Genomic DNA, 18577 nt, shown 5'->3' with positions numbered 1-18577 from the left:
ATGCGCATCGACATCATCTCGATCTTCCCCGAGTACTTCGCCCCGCTCGACGTCTCCCTCATCGGAAAGGCCCGCGAGCGCGGCATCCTCGACGTCCGCCTGCACCAGCTCCGCGACTGGACGCACGACGTGCACCGCACCGTGGACGACACCCCCTACGGCGGCGGCCCCGGCATGGTCATGAAGCCCGACCCGTGGGGCGAGGCCATCGACGACGTCCTGGCCGCCGACCCGCGGGCCCGTCCCCGGATCGTCGTGCCGACCCCCAGCGGGGTGCCCTTCACCCAGCGGCTCGCGATGGAGTACGCCGCCGAGCCCTGGCTGCTGTTCACCCCCGCCCGCTACGAGGGCATCGACTCGCGCGTCATGGCCGAGTACGGCTCCCGCCTGCGGGTGGACGAGGTCAGCATCGGCGACTACGTGCTCGCCGGGGGCGAGGCGGCGGTGCTGGTGATGGTCGAGGCCGTGGGAAGGCTGCTCCCCGGGGTGCTGGGCAACGCGCACTCGGCCGTGGACGACTCGTTCGCGCCCGGGACCATGGAGAACCTGCTCGAAGGCCCGGTCTACACCAAGCCGCCCGAGTGGCGGGGCCACCGGGTGCCGGAGATCCTGGTCTCCGGCCACCACGGCAGGATCGCCCGGTGGCGCCGGGACGAGGCGCTCCGCCGTACCGCGCGGAACCGTCCCGAGCTGCTCGCGGGGCTCGACCCGGAACGGCTGGACAGGCGCGACCGCGAGGTCCTGGAGGAGCTCGGATTTCCGGTGGGCCGCGAAAATATGGCACACTGAATCCTTGCCGCCGACTGCCCGCAGACCGGCGCGCTCCGCCGGGCCGCAGCGCCCGGCGTCACGACCGACACATCAGTCCAGCACGTGCGTCCATCTCGACGCCGCTCCGCCGCGGCCGGATGGACCTCCGCGTGCTCGCGTAAACGAGGTATCACCACCATGCACCCGCTGATCGCCGAGCTCGAGAAGACCACGCTCCGCAGCGACGTTCCGGACTTCCGCCCCGGCGACACGCTCGAAGTCCACGTCCGAGTGATCGAGGGCAACCGGTCCCGTATCCAGGTCTTCAAGGGCTTCGTCCTGCGCCGCCAGCGCGGTGGTGCCCGTGAGACCTTCACCGTCCGCAAGATCAGCTACGGCGTCGGCGTCGAGCGCACCTTCCCGGTCCACAGCCCGGTCATCGAGAAGATCACCGTCGTGACCCGCGGTGACGTCCGGCGCGCCAAGCTCTACTACATGCGCGACCTGCGCGGCAAGGCCGCCCGCATCCGCGAGAAGCGCTAGCCGCCCGCGGCGGGTGCCGCACCGTCCCGGCCCGCCTCCCCGTGGGGGAGGCGGGCCGCTCGCGTGCGGACCCCGCCGGGCCGGGGCCTTCGGGACCTGCCGGGACACATGAAGACGAACCAACGCTGATGCAATCAGGAGCAGTCCTTAACCGCGGCCTCGACCACTGTGCCTCCGCCATCATCTAGGCTCGTCAGCGATGACTAGCGAGGACCGGGCATACGGCGCGCCTGCGCGCCGGCCTGCCGAGGACGAGGTGGACGTGGTCGCGGAAGACACCGAGAAGACCGCCAAGGGCGGCAAGGACAAGAAGAAAGGCTCCTTCTGGAAGGAGCTGCCCGTCCTGGTCGTCGTCGCTCTGGTGCTCGCGCTCGTAATCAAGACCTTCATCGTCCAGGCGTTCTACATCCCGTCGGAGTCGATGGAGAACACCCTGCTGAAGAACGACCGGGTCCTGGTCAACAAGCTCGTCTACCACGTCCGCGACATCGAGCGCGGTGACGTGGTGGTCTTCTCGGGGGTGGACTCCTGGGACGGCGAGGTGCAGATCGAGGAGCCGTCCAACGCGTTCGCGGCCTTCTTCCGCTGGGTCGGCACCGCCTTCGGCGTGGTCCCCGGCGAGAAGGACTACATCAAGCGCGTCATCGGCGTCCCCGGGGACGTCGTGAAGTGCTGCGACAAGCAGGGCCGCGTCACGGTCAACGGCGTGGCGCTCGACGAGAGCGAATACCTCTACCCGAACGACCTGCCCTCCCGGGAGCCCTTCGAGATCAAGGTGCCGGAGGGGCGCCTGTGGGTCATGGGCGACCACCGCAGCGTCTCCCTGGACTCCCGCGAGCACCAGGGCGACCCGGGCGGCGGGACGATCCCGATCGACCAGGTGATCGGCCGCGCCTTCGTCATCGTCTGGCCCTTCTCCAGGGCCACCACTCTCCCCATCCCCGACACGTTCAGCCAGCCGGCGCTGAAGGCCGCCGCCGCCGCCACCGGGGCCACCCCGCTGCTGGCAGGGTTCGCGGGGGCCGTACCGCTGGTGCTGTGGCGTCGTCGCCGGCTTTCGAGGCGGTAGCCGTATCCCATGACCGTTGAATCTGACAACGACAGCAGGCAGGACGAGCCCTCCCGCAAGAAGGGGGGGAGCCTGCGCGAGACACTGCTCCTGCTGGTCTCCGGAGTCGTCGCCGCACTGCTGCTGCAGGCCTTCGTCTTCCAGTCCTTCTGGATCCCGTCGGAGTCGATGGAGGAAACCCTGCTCGAAGGCGACCGGGTGGTCGTCAACAAGCTGCACGGTGAGACCGAGCGCGGCGACGTGGTGGTCTTCAAGGGATGGAACGGCGAGGACACCATCAAGCGGGTGATCGCGGTCGGCGGTGACACCGTCAAGTGCTGCGACGCACAGGGCCGGATCACCGTGAACGGCGTGCCGATCGAGGAGAAGGACTACCTCCACCCGGACGACCTCCCCTCGGGGGACGAGTTCGAGAAGGTGGTCCCGCAGGGGCGCCTGTGGCTCATGGGCGACCACCGCTCCGCCTCCCAGGACTCCCGGAGCTGGGAGGAGCACGAGGGCGACGGCACGATCTCCGAGGACGACGTGATCGGCCGGGCCTTCGCGATCTACTGGCCGTTCTCGCGGGCGGCGATCCTGGAGACGCCGGAGACGTTCGCCCGGGCGTTTCCCCGGCACGGATAGCGGCACACTCTCCGGGAGGGCGCGAGGGGCCCGTCCGGAGAGGGGCGATGGGCGACAATGAAGTGGGGGCCGACCCCGCCCGACCGGGTGGGCCGGAAGGGCGTGTGACAGGAGGACCGGCATGAGCGCAGAGGATCTCGAGAAGTACGAGACCGAGATGGAGCTGCAGCTTTACCGCGAGTACCGCGACGTCGTCGGCCTGTTCACCTACGTCGTGGAGACCGAGCGGCGCTTCTATCTCACCAACTCCGTCGACCTGGATGTCCGCACCGCGGAGAACGGCGACGTGTTCTTCGACGTGAAGATGCAGGACGCCTGGGTCTGGGACATGTACCGGCCGGCGAGGTTCGTCAAGAACGTCCGCGTGGTCACCTTCAAGGACGTCAACGTCGAGGAGCTGGCCAAGTCCGATCTGGAGATGCCCAAGGAGGGCTTCTCCGGCTGAGGACTCCATCGCCGTGCCTGCGCGGGTCCGGCCCGGAGGACTCCCGCCGGCCGGGCCGCCGTCCCGCCGGACGCCCCGCGCCGGGCTTTCTCCACAGGCGTCCCGCGACCTCGGCCGGGTGTCCACAGAAGCGGATTCGGGTCGTCGGTGACGGCGTGAGCTGAGCGAAGGTCGGGAACCGGAGGTGGTTCCATGGCCGCGAAGGACGAGCTCGGCAGGCGCGGTGAGCAGGTCGCCGTCGACTACCTGCTGGCACACGGCATGCAGATCCTGGATCGCAACTGGCGGTGCCCGGACGGTGAGATCGACGTGGTCGCCCGGGACGGGCGGGTCCTCGTCGTGGTGGAGGTGAAGACCCGCTCGGGCAGGACCCACGGCACGGCTTTCGAGGCGGTGACCGGGGCGAAGCTCGCCCGACTGCGCGGGCTCGCCGGCCGGTGGCTGGGCGGGCGGTGCGAGCGGTTCGACTCGGTCCGGATCGACGTGGTGGCGCTGGAGCGGTTCGCCGGCGAGTTCGTCATCCGCCACGAGCGGGGGGTGTGCTAGATGCCCCTCCACCCGCGGGAGACCTCCGGGCCGCCGTGGATCCCCTGCTCCGCGCGGCGACTGCGCGAGACCTCCGCGACCGCGGGTGCGCTCCCGGCCCCGGCCGGGCCCGCGCGGGGGTGGTCCGGGTGACCGTCGCACGCACGCGCTGCGTCTGCCTGGTGGGCGTGACCGGGCACGTGGTCGACGTCGAGGCCGATGTCGGCAGCGGCGTGGCCGGCACGCACCTCATCGGCATGCTCGACACCGCGCTGAGCGAGGCGCGCGACCGGGTCCGTTCGGCGGTGGTCAACAGCCGCCACGCCTGGCCCGACGCGCGGATCACCATCAGCCTGTTCCCGGCCAGCCTGCCCAAGCGGGGCAGCATGTTCGACCTGGCGATCGCGGTGGCGCTGCTCGCGGCCGCGGGCGCGGTGCCCAGGGACCGGGTCGCTGCGCTGTTCTTCCTCGGGGAGCTGGGCCTCGACGGGTCGATCCGGTCCGTGCGGGGCGTGCTCCCCGCCGTGCTGGCGGCGGCGGGCGCGGGTGCCCGCACGGTCGTCGTGCCGGCGGGCAACGCGGCCGAGGCCGGGCTGGTGCGGGAGATGACCGTGATCCCGGCCTCCACCCTCGGCGACCTGGTGGGCTGGCTGCGCGGTGACGGTCCCGCCCGTCCGCTGCCGTCCCCGTCCCGGGGGACGCCGGACGCGGGGACGCCCGCAGCCGGAGCACTCGCCTCGGCGACGCCGGGTTCCGCATGGCCCGCCTCCGGCGGTCCGGGCTCCGGGGCGTGCCGCTCCGGTCCGGACGGCGGGGCCGCGGGTCCGGGCGGGCCGGGCGCACCCGGTGCGCCCGGGAGCGGTGGGGCGGGCCCTGACTTGAGCGACGTGGCCGGTCAGCCGTTCGCGCGCCGCGCCCTGGAGATCTGCGCTGCGGGGGGCCACAACCTCTGGATGCTGGGGCCGCCGGGGACCGGCAAGACGATGCTCGCCGAGCGGCTGCCCACGCTGCTGCCGCCCCTGGAGCACGACCAGGCACTGGAGGTGACGGCGATCCACTCGGTGGCCGGGAGGCTCCCGGCCGACAGGCCGCTGCTGACCCGCCCGCCCTTCGTGGCGCCCCACCACACGGCGACCATCGCGGCGGTCGTCGGCGGCGGCAGCGGGGCGATCCGGCCGGGGGCCGCCTCGCTGGCCCACGGCGGGGTCCTCTTCCTGGACGAGGCCCCGGAGTTCTCCATGAACGTCCTGGACGCGCTCCGCCAGCCCCTGGAGTCGGGCAAGGTGACCGTCTCCCGGGCGATGGGCGAGGTGACGTTCCCGGCCCGGTTCGCGCTCGTGCTGGCGGCCAATCCCTGCCCGTGCGCGCAGCCGTCCCGTCCGGAGGACCCCTGCCGGTGCTCTCCCGGCGCACGCAGGCGCTACCTGTCCCGGTTGTCCGGCCCGCTGCTGGACCGCGTCGACGTCAAGGTGACGCTCCTGCGGGCGACGCGGCGCGAGCTGCTCGCCGACCGCCGGTTCGCCGAGCCGAGCCGGACGGTGGCCGAGCGGGTGCTGCTGGCCAGGGAGCGGGCCGCCAAGCGGTTCGCGGGCACGCCGTGGCGGTGCAACGCGGAGGTCCCCACCGGGGCGCTGCACACCGACTACCGCCTGCCGGCCGCGGCGATGGCGCCGCTGCTGGGCTGCCTGGACAACGGCGTGCTGAGCGCCCGGGGCCTGGACCGGGTGCTCAGGGTCGCCTGGACCATCGCCGACCTGAAGGGCCGGGACAGGCCCGGCGTCGAGGAGACCCGCGCGGCGCTCGGGCTGTGGCTGGGGGAGGAGCGGTGAGGGAGCGTCTCGCCCGGCTCGTGCTGATGCGGCTGGCCGAGCCCGGTGACCCGGTGATGGGGCGGCTCGCCGCCTCCTGCGGCCCGGAGGCCGCGGTCGAGCAGATCCGGCGCGGGGCGCTGGATCCCGGGTTCGCCCGGTGGTTCGGGAGCGTGCACCGCGGGGGCGCGGCGGGCTCAGACGACGGGGCAGGGGAGCGGCTCGCGCGGGTCCTCGCCGCCTGGACGGCCCGGCTGGAGACGGCCGACCCCGCCGCCGACCTGGCCGAGGGGGAGCGGACCGGGGCCCGCCTGGTCGTGCCGGGGGACGCGGAGTGGCCCACCCAGCTGGACGACCTGGGGGACGTGCGGCCCCACGCCCTGTGGCTGCACGGCGAGGCCGACCTGCGCTTCGCCTGCATCCGGTCGGTCGCGGTGGTCGGCTCCCGGGCCGCCACCCCCTATGGCGCGCACGTCGCGGCGGAGTTCGGCGCCGGGCTGAGCGAGCGGGGCCACGGGGTGGTCTCGGGCGGCGCGTACGGGGTCGACGGCGCGGCCCACCGCGGTGCCCTGGCGGGTGGGGCGCCCACCGTCGCCGTGCTCGCCTGCGGTGCCGACGTCACCTACCCCAGCGCGCACCACGACCTGTTCGCGGCCGTGCGCGGCCAGGGGGTGCTGGTGAGCGAGTGTCCGATGGGGGTGCGGCCCACCCGGCCGCGCTTCCTGGTCCGCAACCGGCTCATCGCCGCCCTGGCCCGCGGGACGGTGGTCGTCGAGGCGGCGGTGCGCAGCGGGGCGCTCAACACGGCCGGGCACGCGGTGGCGCTGAACCGGGTCCTCGCCGCGGTGCCGGGGCCGGTGACCTCCGACACCTCGGTCGGATGCCACCGCCTGATCCGGCAGGGCGCGGCGATCTGCGTCACCACACCCGCGGAGATGGCCGAGCTGGTCGGCGCCATCGGGAGCGAGCTCGCACCCGAACCGCGCGGCCCGGTGCTCCCGCGCGACCGGCTCGATCCCGAGACCCGGCGGGTCCTGGAGGCGGTGCCGGCGCGGGCCGGGGCCGGACCGGCGACGATCGCGGTGGATGCGGGTGTCGACCTGGAGACCGTGCTCTCCTGCCTCGGCGGCCTGGCCGCGGCCGGGTACGTCGAGCGGACCTCCCGGGGCTGGCGGCTGCGTCCGGAGCGGCCACCGGGCGGGTAGACGCGGGGAGGCCCGGGTCCGCGCGGCCCGTGCGGGTCCCGGTGGGCAGGTGGAAGGCCCCGGATCCGCACGGGTCCGTGCGGGTCGGTGAGCGGGCGGGGAGCCCGTGTGCCGCCCCTCGCCCGCGTGGAGCGGGGAGGCCTCGCTCACCGGGGTTCACCCGGACGGCGTGTCCTGGGGCAGGAGCCGGACCTGCCCCAGGCCCAGCAGGAGCAGCGGATCGAGATAGCGCCGATCCAGGAGGAGGCCCCAGTGCAGGCAGCCGGTGGGACAGTGCCCTGGGACGTCCTCGACCACTCCGATGACCTGGCCGGGCTCGACCGTCTGGCCGCGCCGCACCGACGGGCGGAGCGGGAGATAGGTCGTGCGCAGGCCGCCGGGGTGGAGCACGGTGACGACGCCGCGCCCGGCGAGCGGGCCTGCGTAACCGATCGTGCCCGGTCCGGCGGCGCGGACCGGCGCCCCCGGGGCGGCGGCGAGGTCGACGCCCCGGTGCCCGGGCAGCCACGGCTCGGGAGGAGGCGCGAAGCTCCGCAGGATGCGGGGGCGACCGGAGAGGGGCCACGTCCAGCGGCCCCCGCCCGGCGGTGTGGCCGGCGGTTCTGCCGGTGGGGCGGGCGTGGGGGAGTGCTCCGGCGCGGTGGCCGGATCGTTCGGCGGTCCCGGCGTCGTGGCCGGGGACGGCGGTGCCGGCGGTCCTGGGGCTGTGACCGCGGCCGGGGGCGGCGGGGCGGGCGGGGGAGCGGCCCGGGAAGGGGACGGCGGGGCCGCGGCGGGGCCGGGACGGCCCGGAGGGTCGGCGGGTTCCGCAGCGGCGCTCAGCAGGACCGGCAGGACGGTGAGGACGAGGAGGGAGCGCGGAGTCACATTCGCAAGGATGGGATCGGCCACGTGTACGCGAGGAACCGATCGGGATTCTGTGGACAGTCGGAGAGCGCTGTGGACGGGTGGCCGTGGCAACCGCACCGGGCGGACGTCCCTCCGGGCCAGGAGGGCGTCCGCCGGTGCGGAGGGGACACGGGAGGGAGACGCCGGATCAGCCGGGAGCAGCGCGCTGCGGCGCCTTCGACGAGGTTCCGGACGAGTGAGGCCGGGGTCCTGCGCGGAGCAGGGGCCACCGGGGGCCGCTGCGGCACCGGGACGTCCCGCTCAGCGCGGCCGGGGGGCCGGGTCGCCTGGGCCGCGCGGGTTGCCGTGGTCGTCGGGGTCATGATGTCTCTCCAGGGTGTGTGAAGGGTTTACTTCATATATATGAAGGTAATCCTTCAGAGTTGTGAAGGCAATCCTTCATATCTGGTCTTCGATACGGTTTGCGCATGAGCGAGGAGCGGCCGTCCTCCGGCGACAGGGAGATCAACGACCCCAGGGCGATGCGGGCACTGGCGCATCCCGCGCGGCTGGCCATCCTGAACAAGATCCAGACGGACGGCGCGGCCACCGCGACCGAGGTCGCCGAGGTCGTCGGTGTCACACCCAGCGCGGCCAGCTACCACCTGCGCATGCTGGCCAAGTACGGCTTCGTGGAGGACGCGCCGCCGCGCGGGGACGGCAGGGAGCGGCTCTGGCGCAGAGCCGCGGGAGGCTGGAGCGTCAGTCCCCAGGCCGGAGATCCGCCCGGGGTCCGGGAGGCCAAGGACACTCTGATCCAGGTGGTCCGCGACGAGGCAGCCGCGGAGTTCACCCGGGCTCTGGGGAGCATCGAGCGCGAACCCCCGCAGTGGCGGGAGGCGAGCACCTTCAGGCGGTCGGTGCTGCTCGTGGAGGCGGAGGAGCTGCAGGAGCTCATCAGGCGCATCGAGGAGCTGCTCGACCCCTACCGGGTCGAGCGCCGCAGGCGGGAGGGCGCCCCCGAGGGGGCCAGGATCGCCGAGGCGCAGGTGGCGCTCTTCCCCCGCGCCGAGCGGCGCCCGCACGGGCTCCCCTCCGACGGTTAGGCGCCCGCGCCTCCCGCGGCGGTGATCGGGTGACGGGCGGGCCTGCTCCGGAGCGGCCGGGACGCCGTACCGGCCGCCCCGCCGGGGGCGGGGCCTGGAGCGCCGCCGGCCGGACCCGGTGGGGAGAGGGCGCCGCGGGCCGGGCCTCGGCTCGGGAGGGCGCGAAGGGCCGGGCGGGAGGTGCCATGGGCCGGACGGGGAAGGCGGAGGGGCCCGGGTCGGGCGGTTCGGGGGCGGAAGGTCGGTATGCGGCCGCTCTACGGGTACACTTTCCGGTGGCCTGCGACTCGCAGGCTGACTTCGCATGCCCCGTCAGTGGACGTTTCCCTCGGTCCGGGTGAGAGCCCGGCAGGAGCGGCCCGCGGGCATCAGGGCGACGGCCGAGGGCCGTCGCGTCAACCGAGAACAGCGCCCAGCGATGGGCGCTCCGACCTGGAGGACAATCACATGTCCACCCCCGTCGTCACCATGCGACAGCTGCTCGAGAGCGGCGTGCACTTCGGTCACCAGACCCGCCGCTGGAACCCGAAGATGAAGCGCTTCATCTTCACCGAGCGCAACGGCATCTACATCATCGACCTGCAGAAGTCGCTGTCCTACATCGACCGTGCCTACGACTTCGTCAAGGAGACCGTCGCGCACGGTGGCACGATCATGTTCATCGGCACGAAGAAGCAGGCCCAGGAGGCCATCGCCGAGCAGGCCTCCCGCGTCGGCATGCCGTACGTCAACCAGCGCTGGCTGGGCGGCATGCTCACCAACTTCTCCACCGTGCACAAGCGGCTCCAGCGTCTGAAGGAGCTCGAGGAGCTCGACTTCGACAACGTCGCCGCCTCGGGGCTCACCAAGAAGGAGCTCCTCATGCGCCGCCGCGAGAAGGAGAAGCTGGAGCGCACCCTCGGCGGCATCCGCGACATGGCCCGCGTGCCCAGCGCGGTGTGGGTCGTCGACACCAAGAAGGAGCACATCGGGATCAGCGAGGCCCGCAAGCTCGGCATCCCGGTCGTCGCGATCCTCGACACCAACTGCGACCCGGACGAGGTCGACTACCCGATCCCGGGTAACGACGACGCCATCCGCGCCGTCGGCCTGCTGACCCGCGTGGTCGCCGACGCCGTCGCCGCCGGCCTCATGGCCCGCGCCGGCGCGGGCCGCGGCGGCGAGGACAAGCCGGCCGTGGCCGGCGGCGCCGAGCCGCTGGCCGAGTGGGAGCAGGAGCTCCTCGCGGGCGGCGAGGCCCAGGCCGCGGAGACCGCCGAGGCCGCCCCGGCGGCCGAGAACGACGCCGAGGCCGAGGCTCCGGCCGCCGGCGAGGCCGAGCAGGCCTAGTTCCTCCCGTGCGGCGAGAGCCGCACGGGCCGCAAGGCTCTTCTCCGGGTGGGCGCGCCCGATGCGGGAGCGCCCGCCCGATCCACCCAGACCTCTTCTGATCTCCCGCCGACTTCCGAGATCAGTGACGATTCCCACGAGGAAAAGACAATGGCTTCCGTGAACATGGCCGACGTCAAGCGGCTTCGTGAGCTGACCGCTGCCGGCATGATGGACTGCAAGAAGGCGCTGGAGGAGGCCGAGGGCGACTTCGACCGCGCCGTCGAACTCCTCCGCCTCAAGGGCGCCAAGGACGTCGGCAAGCGCGAGGCGCGCACCGCCTCCAACGGCCTGGTCGCCCTGAAGCAGGACGGCGACTCCCTCGCCGCGCTGCTGGAGCTCAACTGCGAGACCGACTTCGTGGCCAAGGGCGAGCGCTTCCAGGAGGTCGCGGCCCAGGTCGTCGCGCACGTCCTCGCCACCCGGCCGGCCGACGTCCCGGCGCTGCTCGAGTCGCAGATCGACGGCAAGACCGTCAAGGAGCTGCTCGACGAGACCAACGCCGCCCTGGGCGAGAAGATCGAGGTCCGCCGCTTCGCGGTCCTCGAGGGCGGCTACATCGGCTCCTACATGCACAAGACCGACCCGCAGCTCCCGCCGGCGGTCGGCGTCCTGGTGCAGCTCGACACCGCCAACCCCGAGGTTGCCAAGGACATCGCGCAGCACGCCGCCGCGATGGCTCCGAAGTTCCTCAGCCCCGAGCAGGTCCCCGCCGACGTCATCGAGAAGGAGCGCGCGCTCTTCGAGGAGATGACCCGCGAGGAGGGCAAGCCCGAGGCCGCCATCGCCAAGATCGTCGACGGTCGCGTCAACGGCTGGTACAAGGACTTCACCCTGCTCCAGCAGGCCTTCGTCAAGGACAACAAGAAGACCGTGGCGAAGTACGCCGAGGAGAACGGCGTCAAGGTCGAGGCCTTCGTCCGCTTCAAGGTCGGCCAGGCTTAGGCTTAAAACAGCTTCTCTCAGCAAAAACCCCTACGAGGAGGCCGCCGTCGTGCAGGAGAACTCAGAACCCGCTGCGTCGGCGGTTTCGTCGTACACGGGCGCGCTCCGCTGGAAGCGCGTCATGCTGAAGCTGTCCGGCGAGGCGTTCGCCGGCAAGGAGCCGATGGGCATCGACCCGGGTGTGGTCGGCCACCTGGCCGACTCGATCGCCGAGGCCGTCCGCGGCGGCGTGCAGGTCGCCGTCGTGGTCGGCGGAGGCAACATGTTCCGCGGCGCGGCCCTGTCGGAGAGCGGCATGGACCGCGCCCGGGCGGACTACATGGGCATGCTCAGCACCGTCATCAACTGCCTGGCCCTCCAGGACTTCCTGGAGAAGCGGGGCATCGAGACCCGCGTGCAGACCGCGATCACCATGCAGCAGGTGGCCGAGCCCTTCCTGCCCCGCCGTGCCATCCGCCACCTGGAGAAGGGGCGCGTGGTCATCTTCGGGGCGGGGCTGGGCTCGCCGTTCTTCTCCACCGACACCTGCGCCGCGCAGCGCGCGCTGGAGATCGGTGCCCAGGCGCTGCTCAAGGGCACCCAGGTGGACGGCGTCTACGACTCCGACCCCCGCAAGAACCCTGACGCGGTCCGGTTCGATCACCTCGAATATGGTGAGGTGCTGACGCGCGGTCTCGGCGTCATGGACGCCACCGCCATCAGCCTGTGCATGGACAACGGCCTGCCCATCGTGGTCTTCGACCTCATGGGTGAGGGCAACATCCTGCGGGCGGTGCGCGGTGAGAAGATCGGCACGCTGGTGAGTCCGGCAGGGAAGTAGGGAGCGAGCCTGACGCAGCGAGCTGAGTGGTACGCGACGATGGAGCGGCCCGCGAAGCGCGTGAGGAACGGTGAGCGACCAAAAGGCAAGGAGCGAGCCTGACGCGAGCGAGCGGAGCGGTGCGGCGCGGTCGTCCGGGTATGGGTTCCGGAGGACGGGCGGCCCGCGAAGCGAGTGAGGAACGGTGAGTGACTTAGAAGACAGGGAGCCGCTGTGATCGACGAAACCCTCCTCGAGGCCGAGGAAAAGATGGACAAGGCCGTCGCGGTGGCGAAGGACGACTTCGCCGGCATCCGTACGGGCCGCGTCACCCCGTCGATGTTCAACAAGATCAGCGCTGAGTACTACGGGACGCCCACTCCCATTCAGCAGCTGGCGTCGTTCCACGTCCCCGAGGCTCGCATGGTCATCATCCAGCCCTACGACAAGGGTGCGATGGGGGCGATCGAGCGCGCCATCCGGGACTCCGACCTGGGAGTCAACCCCGGCAACGACGGCCAGGTGATCCGCGTGGCCTTCCCCGAGCTGTCGGAGGAGCGCCGCAAGGAGTACATCAAGGTCGCCCGGGGCAAGGCCGAGCAGTCCAAGGTCGCGGTGCGCAACATCCGCCGCCACGCCAAGGAGGCCCTCGACAAGCTGGTCAAGGACGGCGAGGCCGGTGAGGACGAGGTGCGCCGGGCGGAGAAGGAGCTCGACGACCTCACCCAGAAGCATGTCGCCAAGATCGATGAGCTGCTCAAGCACAAGGAAGCCGAGCTGCTCGAAGTCTGAGCCCCCGATCCTTGTCCTGCGCGGGCGACCGCGCGGGACAAGGATTTTGTGCAAGAGAGTAGGACCCCTTGGAATCTGCGGCGGGCGGTAGCCGTACCGGCCGGAACCTTCCCGCCGCGGTGGCGGTCGGGGTCGGCCTCGGAGCGGCCGTCATCCTCTCCCTCTACACCGTCAAGGCGCTCTTTCTGGCCGTGGTGCTCGCCGCGGTGGGCGTCGGGGTGGCGGAGCTGGTCCAGGCGCTGGCGACCAGGGGCATCCGCGTCCCGCTGGTCCCGGTGCTCGCCGCGCTGGCCGCGATGCTCGCCGGGGCCTACTGGGGCGGCCCGGTCTGGCTGGTCGGCATCTTCGCGCTGGCGGTGCTGGTCCTGATGGTCGGGCGGATGTTCGCCGGGACCGAGGGCTACGTCCGAGACGCCGCCGCGACGGTCCTCGTCACCGTCTACCCCGCGCTGCTGGCGGGGTTCGTGGCACTGCTGCTGCGTCCCGGCGACGGACCGGACAGGGTCGTGCTCTTCATCGCCACCACCGTCGCCAGCGACATCGGCGGCTACTTCGCAGGGATCTCGTTCGGCAGGCACAAGATGTCCCCGGTGATCAGCCCGAAGAAGACCTGGGAGGGCTTCGCGGGCTCCGCCCTGGCCTGCATGGTCGTGGGCGGCTGGCTGACGGCGTGGCTGCTGGAGGCCGACGTCTGGAAGGGCGTGCTGGTCGGGGCGGTCGTGGTGGTCGCCGCCACGCTCGGCGACCTGGTCGAGTCCGTGATCAAGAGGGACCTCGGGATCAAGGACATGGGCAGCGTGCTGCCGGGCCACGGCGGGCTGATGGACCGTCTCGACTCCCTCGTCGCGGCGCTGATCCCGGTCTGGGCTCTGCTCACCCTGCTCATCTGAGCCGGACGCCGGCACGCGCACGCGAGCCGGGGGCGCCGGCACGCGCCCGCAGGCCGGGGCGCGATCACGTGCTCCGCAGGAGCCGGTCGGCCGGGAGCCGCTCGGCCAGCGCCCGGTGGCCCTCCGCGGCGGCCAGGTCGAGTTCGTCCGCGGTCACCGGCACCAGCCAGAGCCACCGTACGGCGTCCCCGCCGAAGGTGAAGCCGGACAGGTCGGGCAGGCCGGGCAGTCCGGAGAGCAGGGCGACGCCGTGGTAGGCGGGGCCGAGGGGGAAGGTCTCCGGCCGGTGGTACCAGCGGGCGGTGTGCCCGTGGCCGAGCCAGGTGACGGAGTGCCACGGGTACTGGCCCAGCCACATCAGCAGCCGGGCCGCCTCCTTGGGGTCGCCCCGGGTGGCCGTGGCGAGTTCGATCCGGGCGTAGGCCTCCAGCCGGTCGACGTACCGCTCCACGGTCGGCATGCGCTGGCAGCTCATGCCGACGGTGGACAGGATCGTGTGCCCCCGGTCCCGCTCCGGCGGCCGCTCGGTGATGCCCACGGTGGGCAGCCGCCCGCCGCCCGCGTCCCAGAAGCGGCCCGCGGACCCCACGGCCCGGTCCAGGTGCCCCATCACGAACTGCTGGAACGAGGCCCAGGCGCCGTCGCCGCCACGCCACTCCCAGTAGGAGCGGGCGGCCTCCAGGCGGGGTTCCAGCTCGCCGCGGGCCTCCTCCAGCGACCGGGCGAACGGCGTCGCGCCGACCGCGTCGCGCGCGTACCCCGGCACGCCCTCACCGATGTCCGCCCAGCCAGGAATGACCGCGAGCAGTTCGTCGTTCTCGTAGAGGGCGACCCCGTCGCCCTCCTCGAACCACAGAGACCTCAAGGAGCCCAGCGGCGGCCTGCCCGAGGGGTGCCGGGTGTTCGCCCGGGGCGCCACGGGGGGCAGTCCGGCGTTGGGGCGCTCCAGGTCGACCGTGGGCGGGGCCGGAACGTGGTTGGCGAGCCAGACCGCTCCGTGCACGGTGCCGCCGGACGCGCAAAGGTAAGCTACCGAGGACATCTCGTCGCGCTCGACCACCAGGGTCCGGCTCCCGTAGGGATTGGCTTCGGTGAGCACGACCTCGACGCCGTCTCCCCTCGTCTCCGAGGGGCGGAATGTCACCATACTTCCGGACTCTAGATCAGGACCGAGCACCGCTTCGAGTATTCGCGCAACCGTCGAGAGAAGGCATTGGACGTGTCGACTGCCAGCCAGACCGGGACCCCCGCACCCGGCCAGCTCACCTTCGTGGCGCCCCGCCGGGCCAAGCCCGCGCGCCACCTGGCCGACCTGACCATGGCCGAGCGCCGCGCGGCCGTCGCCGAGCTGGGCGAGAAGCCGTTCCGCGCCGACCAGCTCTCCCGGCACTACTTCGAGCGGCTCAACGGCGACGCGGCGACGATGACCGACCTGCCGGCGGCGGCGCGCGAGAAGCTGGGCGCGGCCCTGTTCCCGCCGCTCCTGACGCCGGTCCGGGAGATCACCTGCGACGGCGGCACCACCCGCAAGACGCTCTGGCGGCTCTTCGACGGCGCGCTGGTCGAGTCGGTGCTCATGCGCTACTCCGACCGCACCACGATGTGCGTCTCCTCCCAGGCGGGCTGCGGCATGAACTGCCCGTTCTGCGCCACCGGCCAGGCGGGCCTGACCCGCAACATGTCGACCGCCGAGATCGTCGAGCAGGTCGTCGCCGGGGCCCGCGAGCTGGCCGCCGGCGAGGTCCCCGGCGGGCCCGGCCGGGTCAGCAACGTGGTCTTCATGGGCATGGGCGAGCCGCTGGCCAACTACAAGGCCGTGATCGGCGCCGTCCGCCGGCTGGTCGAGCCCGCGCCGAGCGGCCTGGGCATCTCCGCCCGGGGCGTGACGGTCTCCACCGTGGGCCTGGTCCCGGCGATCGGCAAGCTCGCCGACGAGGGACTGCCGGTGACGCTGGCGGTCTCCCTGCACGCCCCCGACGACGAGCTCCGCGACACCCTGGTGCCGATCAACACCCGGTGGAAGGTCGCCGAGGTGCTCGACGCCGCCTGGGAGTACGCGGCCAGGACCAAGCGCCGGGTCTCCATCGAGTACGCCCTGATCAAGGACATCAACGACCAGGAGTGGCGGGCCGACCTGCTCGGCAGGCTCATCAAGAACAAGCTCGTGCACGTCAACCTGATCCCGCTCAACCCCACCCCGGGCTCCAAGTGGACCGCCTCGCGGCCGGAGGACGAGCGGGCCTTCGTGCGCCGCCTGGAGCACCACGGCGTGCCGGTCACGGTCCGCGACACCCGCGGCCGCGAGATCGACGGCGCCTGCGGCCAGCTCGCCGCCGCCGAGTAGCGGCCGCAGTGGTCTCCTCGAACGGGATGGAACGGCACGATCGTTGCCAGAGGGATGCAAGCGTCGCGCAAGTGCACTGCTGAATCCTCAGAGGGTGAACATCGTACGAATCTCCCTGACGGCGCTCGCGGTGGGCGTCCTGACGGGATGCACCTATTCCGTCGAGGCCGACCTGACGGCCGGTTCCGCCGGGACCGGCCCGACGGCCGGGGCCCAGGCGACCAAGGCGCCCGGCTCCTTCGCCGAGCCGTTCCCCGACAGGCTGTTCACGATGGAGCGCGTCTCCGTCGGGCCGGCCGGGGGGGACGACGTGATCCCGGACGGGCCGCACCACGCGTCCGCAGGCGAGCGGCTCACCGTGACCTACCGGAGCGGTGAGGGGCCCACCGCGGGTCAGCAGGTCACCGCCACCGGGTCGCAGGCCCGGGTGAGCGACGTCAAGGGCGCCCTGGACTGGCTGACCGCCAAGGCCGGGAAGCCGGCCGGAGCGAGGACGGACTGGGTGCCCGTGAACCCCGGCCCGTCCCCTGCCGCGGCCGCCTGCCAGAACCTCGCCGAGGGGGAGGGCACCCGCTGCTACTGGGTCGACGCCGACACCGTGGGCTACCTGCACATGTCGAAGGAGGCCGCACCGTACATCCCCTTCGACAAGACCAGGATCGCGCTGGAGGACCTGGAGAAGTGACGGCGGCCCCGCCCCGCGCGCAGCCCCGGTTCCGGGGCCGTCGCGGGGCGGGCCGGCCCGTCAGGGGCTGAGCCGGTGCAGGTCGCGCGGGAAGAGCGTGGTCTGCCGGATGTTGGCCGCGCCGGTCAGCCGGGCGGTCCACCGCTCCAGCCCGATGGCGAAACCGCCGTGCGGCGGCATGCCGTGCGCGAAGGCCGGGAGATATCCGGCGTACGCCTGCGGGTCCTCGCCTCGCGCGGCCAGCGCCGCCAGGTAGTCGCCGTGCCGGTGCAGCCGCTGCCCGCCGGTGACCAGCTCCAGCCCTCGGAAGAGCAGGTCGAAGCTGCGCGAGTACTCCGGCCGCCCGGGGTCAGGGTGGGTGTAGAACGGGCGCTTGGCCATCGGGTAACCGGTGACGAACAGGAACTCCGAGCCGTGCTCGCGGCGTGCCCACTCGCCCAGCCAGCGCTCGTGTGCGGGCGCCAGGTCGGGCTCGCCGCGCACGTCCTCGCCGGTGTGCCGGCCGATGAGTTCCTGAGCCTCGGCGAAGTGGACCGCCGGGATCTCCACCGGGACCTCCGGCACCTCGACCCCCAGCAGCGCGAGCGCGGCCCCGGCCCGCTCGGCCGCCGCCGCGTGCATGCCCGCCAGCGCCTCGCGCAGCACCGCCATCACATCGCGGTGGTCGCGCACGAACCCCAGCTCGGCGTCGAGGCTGGTGTACTGCGCCAGGTGCCGGGCGGTGTCGTGCGGCTCGGCCCGGAAGACCGGGCCCACCTCGTAGACCCGCTCGAAGACGCCGACCAGCGCCTGTTTGAAGAACTGCGGCGACTGGGCGAGGAAGGCCCGGCGGCCGAAGTAGTCGACGCCGAACACGTTCGCGCCGGACTCGGTGGCCGTGCCGACGAGCTTCGGCGTGCAGACCTCGGTGAAGTGCAGCCCGTCCAGGGCGGCGCGGAACCCGGCGACCCCGGCCGCGGCGATCTCGAACGGCGCCCGCAGACGGGGGTGGCGGAGCGCGGCGGGGGCGTGGTCGAGGACGGTCGGCAGCGCGGCCGGGACCGTAGGCCGGTACAGGTCGAACGGCGGCGGCTCCACCGCCTCCGACAGCACCTCGACCAGCGGGTCGGCCGCCTCGGAGGCGGCCAGGGGCGGTCGCGCGGCTCCCGGGGCGCCGGGGTGCGCGGCCGGTGCGGGGACACCGGCCGGGACAGGAGCCGCGGCCAGCTCGGCACCGCCCGGCGCCTGCGGGTTCGCGACCACGGTCCCGGTGACCTGCAGGACGGTCTCCTCGGGGTACGGAACCGGCTCGCGGAGCACGACCTGGGCGAGCCCGGAGCGGTCCCGGACCACCAGGAAGGAGACGGACTTCAGCTCGCGGCGGCGGTGCAGCCAGCCGGCGAGGCGGACACGGCGGCCGACGTGCCGGGGCAGGTCGGCGGCGAGAACTCGGTGGATCATCACAGTCCCTCACGGAGCATGAGCTGATCCCTTGGGAGTGCGGGCGAGAAGGGCAACTCGCGGTGCCACCGCACTTTCGCCGCCGCCGCCCCGCGGAGCGCGGGAGGCGGCGGCCTCGTTTCGGCCCGGTGACGGGGGCCGGCCGGCGGGGCATCGGACCCGCCTTCCCGGACCGGGTCGTCCCGGCCTCGGCCCGGCGGGCCGTTCCTCCCCGCGCTCGGGAGGGTCTTCATCCGGGGGCGCGGGGCCGCCCTCGCAGCTTCCGGCGGCTCTCTCCGACCCGCGTGGTCCCCGGACTACTCGTCTCCGTCAACGCGTTGGCGGCATCCTAGAGATCACTCCAGCGGGAGCGCAAACACGTTTCCCGCTGCTCCCGCCGGGCGAACAACGGCTGACATGCTGAGGTCCCAG

At 72.8% G+C, this 18577-nt stretch carries 19 protein-coding genes; 16 read left to right on the top strand and 3 right to left on the bottom strand.

All coding sequences use genetic code 11. From position 1 onward, the window contains the following. The 8 genes from trmD (at nt 1) to dprA (ending at nt 6969) form a co-directional block, all read left to right on the top strand. Nucleotides 1-789, top strand: coding sequence for a tRNA (guanosine(37)-N1)-methyltransferase TrmD (trmD, locus tag ABD823_RS01305; protein ID WP_344854944.1), 789 nt, complete (start codon nt 1-3; stop codon nt 787-789). 159 nt (nt 790-948) lie between these two features. Further along, on the top strand, nt 949-1293 hold the full coding sequence (rplS, locus tag ABD823_RS01300; RefSeq protein ID WP_344854942.1) for a 50S ribosomal protein L19: 345 nt from the start codon (nt 949-951) through the stop codon (nt 1291-1293). Between the two features lie 199 nt (nt 1294-1492). Further along, nucleotides 1493-2362 (top strand): signal peptidase I, encoded by an 870-nt coding sequence (lepB, locus tag ABD823_RS01295; RefSeq protein WP_344854940.1) that lies wholly within the window; start codon nt 1493-1495, stop codon nt 2360-2362. 9 nt (nt 2363-2371) lie between these two features. Continuing rightward, on the top strand, nt 2372-2986 hold the full coding sequence (lepB, locus tag ABD823_RS01290; RefSeq protein ID WP_344854938.1) for a signal peptidase I: 615 nt from the start codon (nt 2372-2374) through the stop codon (nt 2984-2986). A gap of 121 nt (nt 2987-3107) precedes the next feature. Next, nucleotides 3108-3431, top strand: a complete 324-nt coding sequence (locus ABD823_RS01285) for a DUF2469 domain-containing protein (RefSeq protein WP_068895098.1) — start codon at nt 3108-3110, stop codon at nt 3429-3431. Nucleotides 3432-3623: 192 nt separating this feature from the next. Continuing rightward, nucleotides 3624-3977: a YraN family protein gene (locus ABD823_RS01280; protein WP_344854928.1), complete on the top strand. Its 354-nt coding sequence runs from the start codon at nt 3624-3626 to the stop codon at nt 3975-3977. 128 nt (nt 3978-4105) lie between these two features. Continuing rightward, entirely contained in the window at nt 4106-5785 is a 1680-nt protein-coding gene (locus ABD823_RS01275) for a YifB family Mg chelatase-like AAA ATPase (RefSeq protein ID WP_344854926.1), read from the top strand. Next, complete coding sequence (gene dprA, locus ABD823_RS01270) at nt 5782-6969, top strand: DNA-processing protein DprA (RefSeq protein ID WP_344854924.1); 1188 nt, start codon at nt 5782-5784, stop codon at nt 6967-6969. The genes ABD823_RS01275 and dprA overlap by 4 nt, the downstream gene beginning before the upstream one ends. Nucleotides 6970-7125: 156 nt before the next feature. Here the strand turns inward: dprA and ABD823_RS01265 are convergent, their stop codons facing one another. Next, nucleotides 7126-7836 carry a murein hydrolase activator EnvC family protein gene (locus tag ABD823_RS01265; protein WP_344854922.1) on the bottom strand — a complete coding sequence of 237 codons (711 nt, stop codon included), beginning with the start codon at nt 7834-7836 and terminating at the stop codon, nt 7126-7128. A 449-nt stretch (nt 7837-8285) separates the two neighbouring features. Between ABD823_RS01265 and ABD823_RS01260 the strand changes: the two genes are divergently transcribed. The 6 genes from ABD823_RS01260 to ABD823_RS01235 all read left to right on the top strand — a co-directional run bounded on the left by ABD823_RS01260 (nt 8286) and on the right by ABD823_RS01235 (nt 13697). Continuing rightward, nucleotides 8286-8903, top strand: coding sequence for an ArsR/SmtB family transcription factor (locus tag ABD823_RS01260; RefSeq protein WP_344854920.1), 618 nt, complete (start codon nt 8286-8288; stop codon nt 8901-8903). Nucleotides 8904-9350: 447 nt separating this feature from the next. Continuing rightward, nucleotides 9351-10232 carry a 30S ribosomal protein S2 gene (gene rpsB, locus ABD823_RS01255; protein ID WP_344854918.1) on the top strand — a complete coding sequence of 294 codons (882 nt, stop codon included), beginning with the start codon at nt 9351-9353 and terminating at the stop codon, nt 10230-10232. Nucleotides 10233-10382: 150 nt separating this feature from the next. Beyond that, entirely contained in the window at nt 10383-11216 is an 834-nt protein-coding gene (gene tsf, locus ABD823_RS01250) for a translation elongation factor Ts (protein ID WP_344854916.1), read from the top strand. Between the two features lie 121 nt (nt 11217-11337). Beyond that, nucleotides 11338-12036 (top strand): UMP kinase, encoded by a 699-nt coding sequence (pyrH, locus tag ABD823_RS01245; RefSeq protein ID WP_344855267.1) that lies wholly within the window; start codon nt 11338-11340, stop codon nt 12034-12036. Between the two features lie 213 nt (nt 12037-12249). After that, nucleotides 12250-12807 (top strand): ribosome recycling factor, encoded by a 558-nt coding sequence (frr, locus tag ABD823_RS01240; protein ID WP_344854914.1) that lies wholly within the window; start codon nt 12250-12252, stop codon nt 12805-12807. 68 nt (nt 12808-12875) lie between these two features. Beyond that, the gene (locus ABD823_RS01235; protein WP_344854912.1) at nt 12876-13697 is read left to right on the top strand and encodes a phosphatidate cytidylyltransferase; all 822 of its coding nucleotides are present in this window, start codon (nt 12876-12878) and stop codon (nt 13695-13697) included. 64 nt (nt 13698-13761) lie between these two features. Here ABD823_RS01235 and ABD823_RS01230 read toward each other — a convergent pair whose 3' ends face one another. Continuing rightward, nucleotides 13762-14844 carry a suppressor of fused domain protein gene (locus ABD823_RS01230; RefSeq protein WP_344854910.1) on the bottom strand — a complete coding sequence of 361 codons (1083 nt, stop codon included), beginning with the start codon at nt 14842-14844 and terminating at the stop codon, nt 13762-13764. Nucleotides 14845-14916: 72 nt separating this feature from the next. On the opposite strand from ABD823_RS01230, the gene rlmN reads away from it, so the two are divergent. Together rlmN and ABD823_RS01220 are read left to right on the top strand one after the other, a co-directional pair. Beyond that, nucleotides 14917-16041, top strand: coding sequence for a dual-specificity RNA methyltransferase RlmN (gene rlmN, locus ABD823_RS01225; RefSeq protein ID WP_344854908.1), 1125 nt, complete (start codon nt 14917-14919; stop codon nt 16039-16041). Nucleotides 16042-16135: 94 nt separating this feature from the next. Continuing rightward, nucleotides 16136-16726, top strand: a complete 591-nt coding sequence (locus tag ABD823_RS01220) for a hypothetical protein (RefSeq protein ID WP_344854906.1) — start codon at nt 16136-16138, stop codon at nt 16724-16726. A gap of 60 nt (nt 16727-16786) precedes the next feature. On the opposite strand, the gene aspS is transcribed toward ABD823_RS01220, so the two are convergent. Further along, on the bottom strand, nt 16787-18166 hold the full coding sequence (gene aspS, locus ABD823_RS01215; RefSeq protein WP_344854904.1) for an aspartate--tRNA(Asn) ligase: 1380 nt from the start codon (nt 18164-18166) through the stop codon (nt 16787-16789). Nucleotides 18167-18577: the final 411 nt, after the last annotated feature.

Source organism: Planomonospora alba (assembly GCF_039534085.1).
GTDB lineage: Bacteria > Actinomycetota > Actinomycetes > Streptosporangiales > Streptosporangiaceae > Planomonospora_B > Planomonospora_B alba.
Note: the sequence above shows the minus strand (reverse complement) of the source record. Positions and strands in the feature narration are given on the sequence as shown.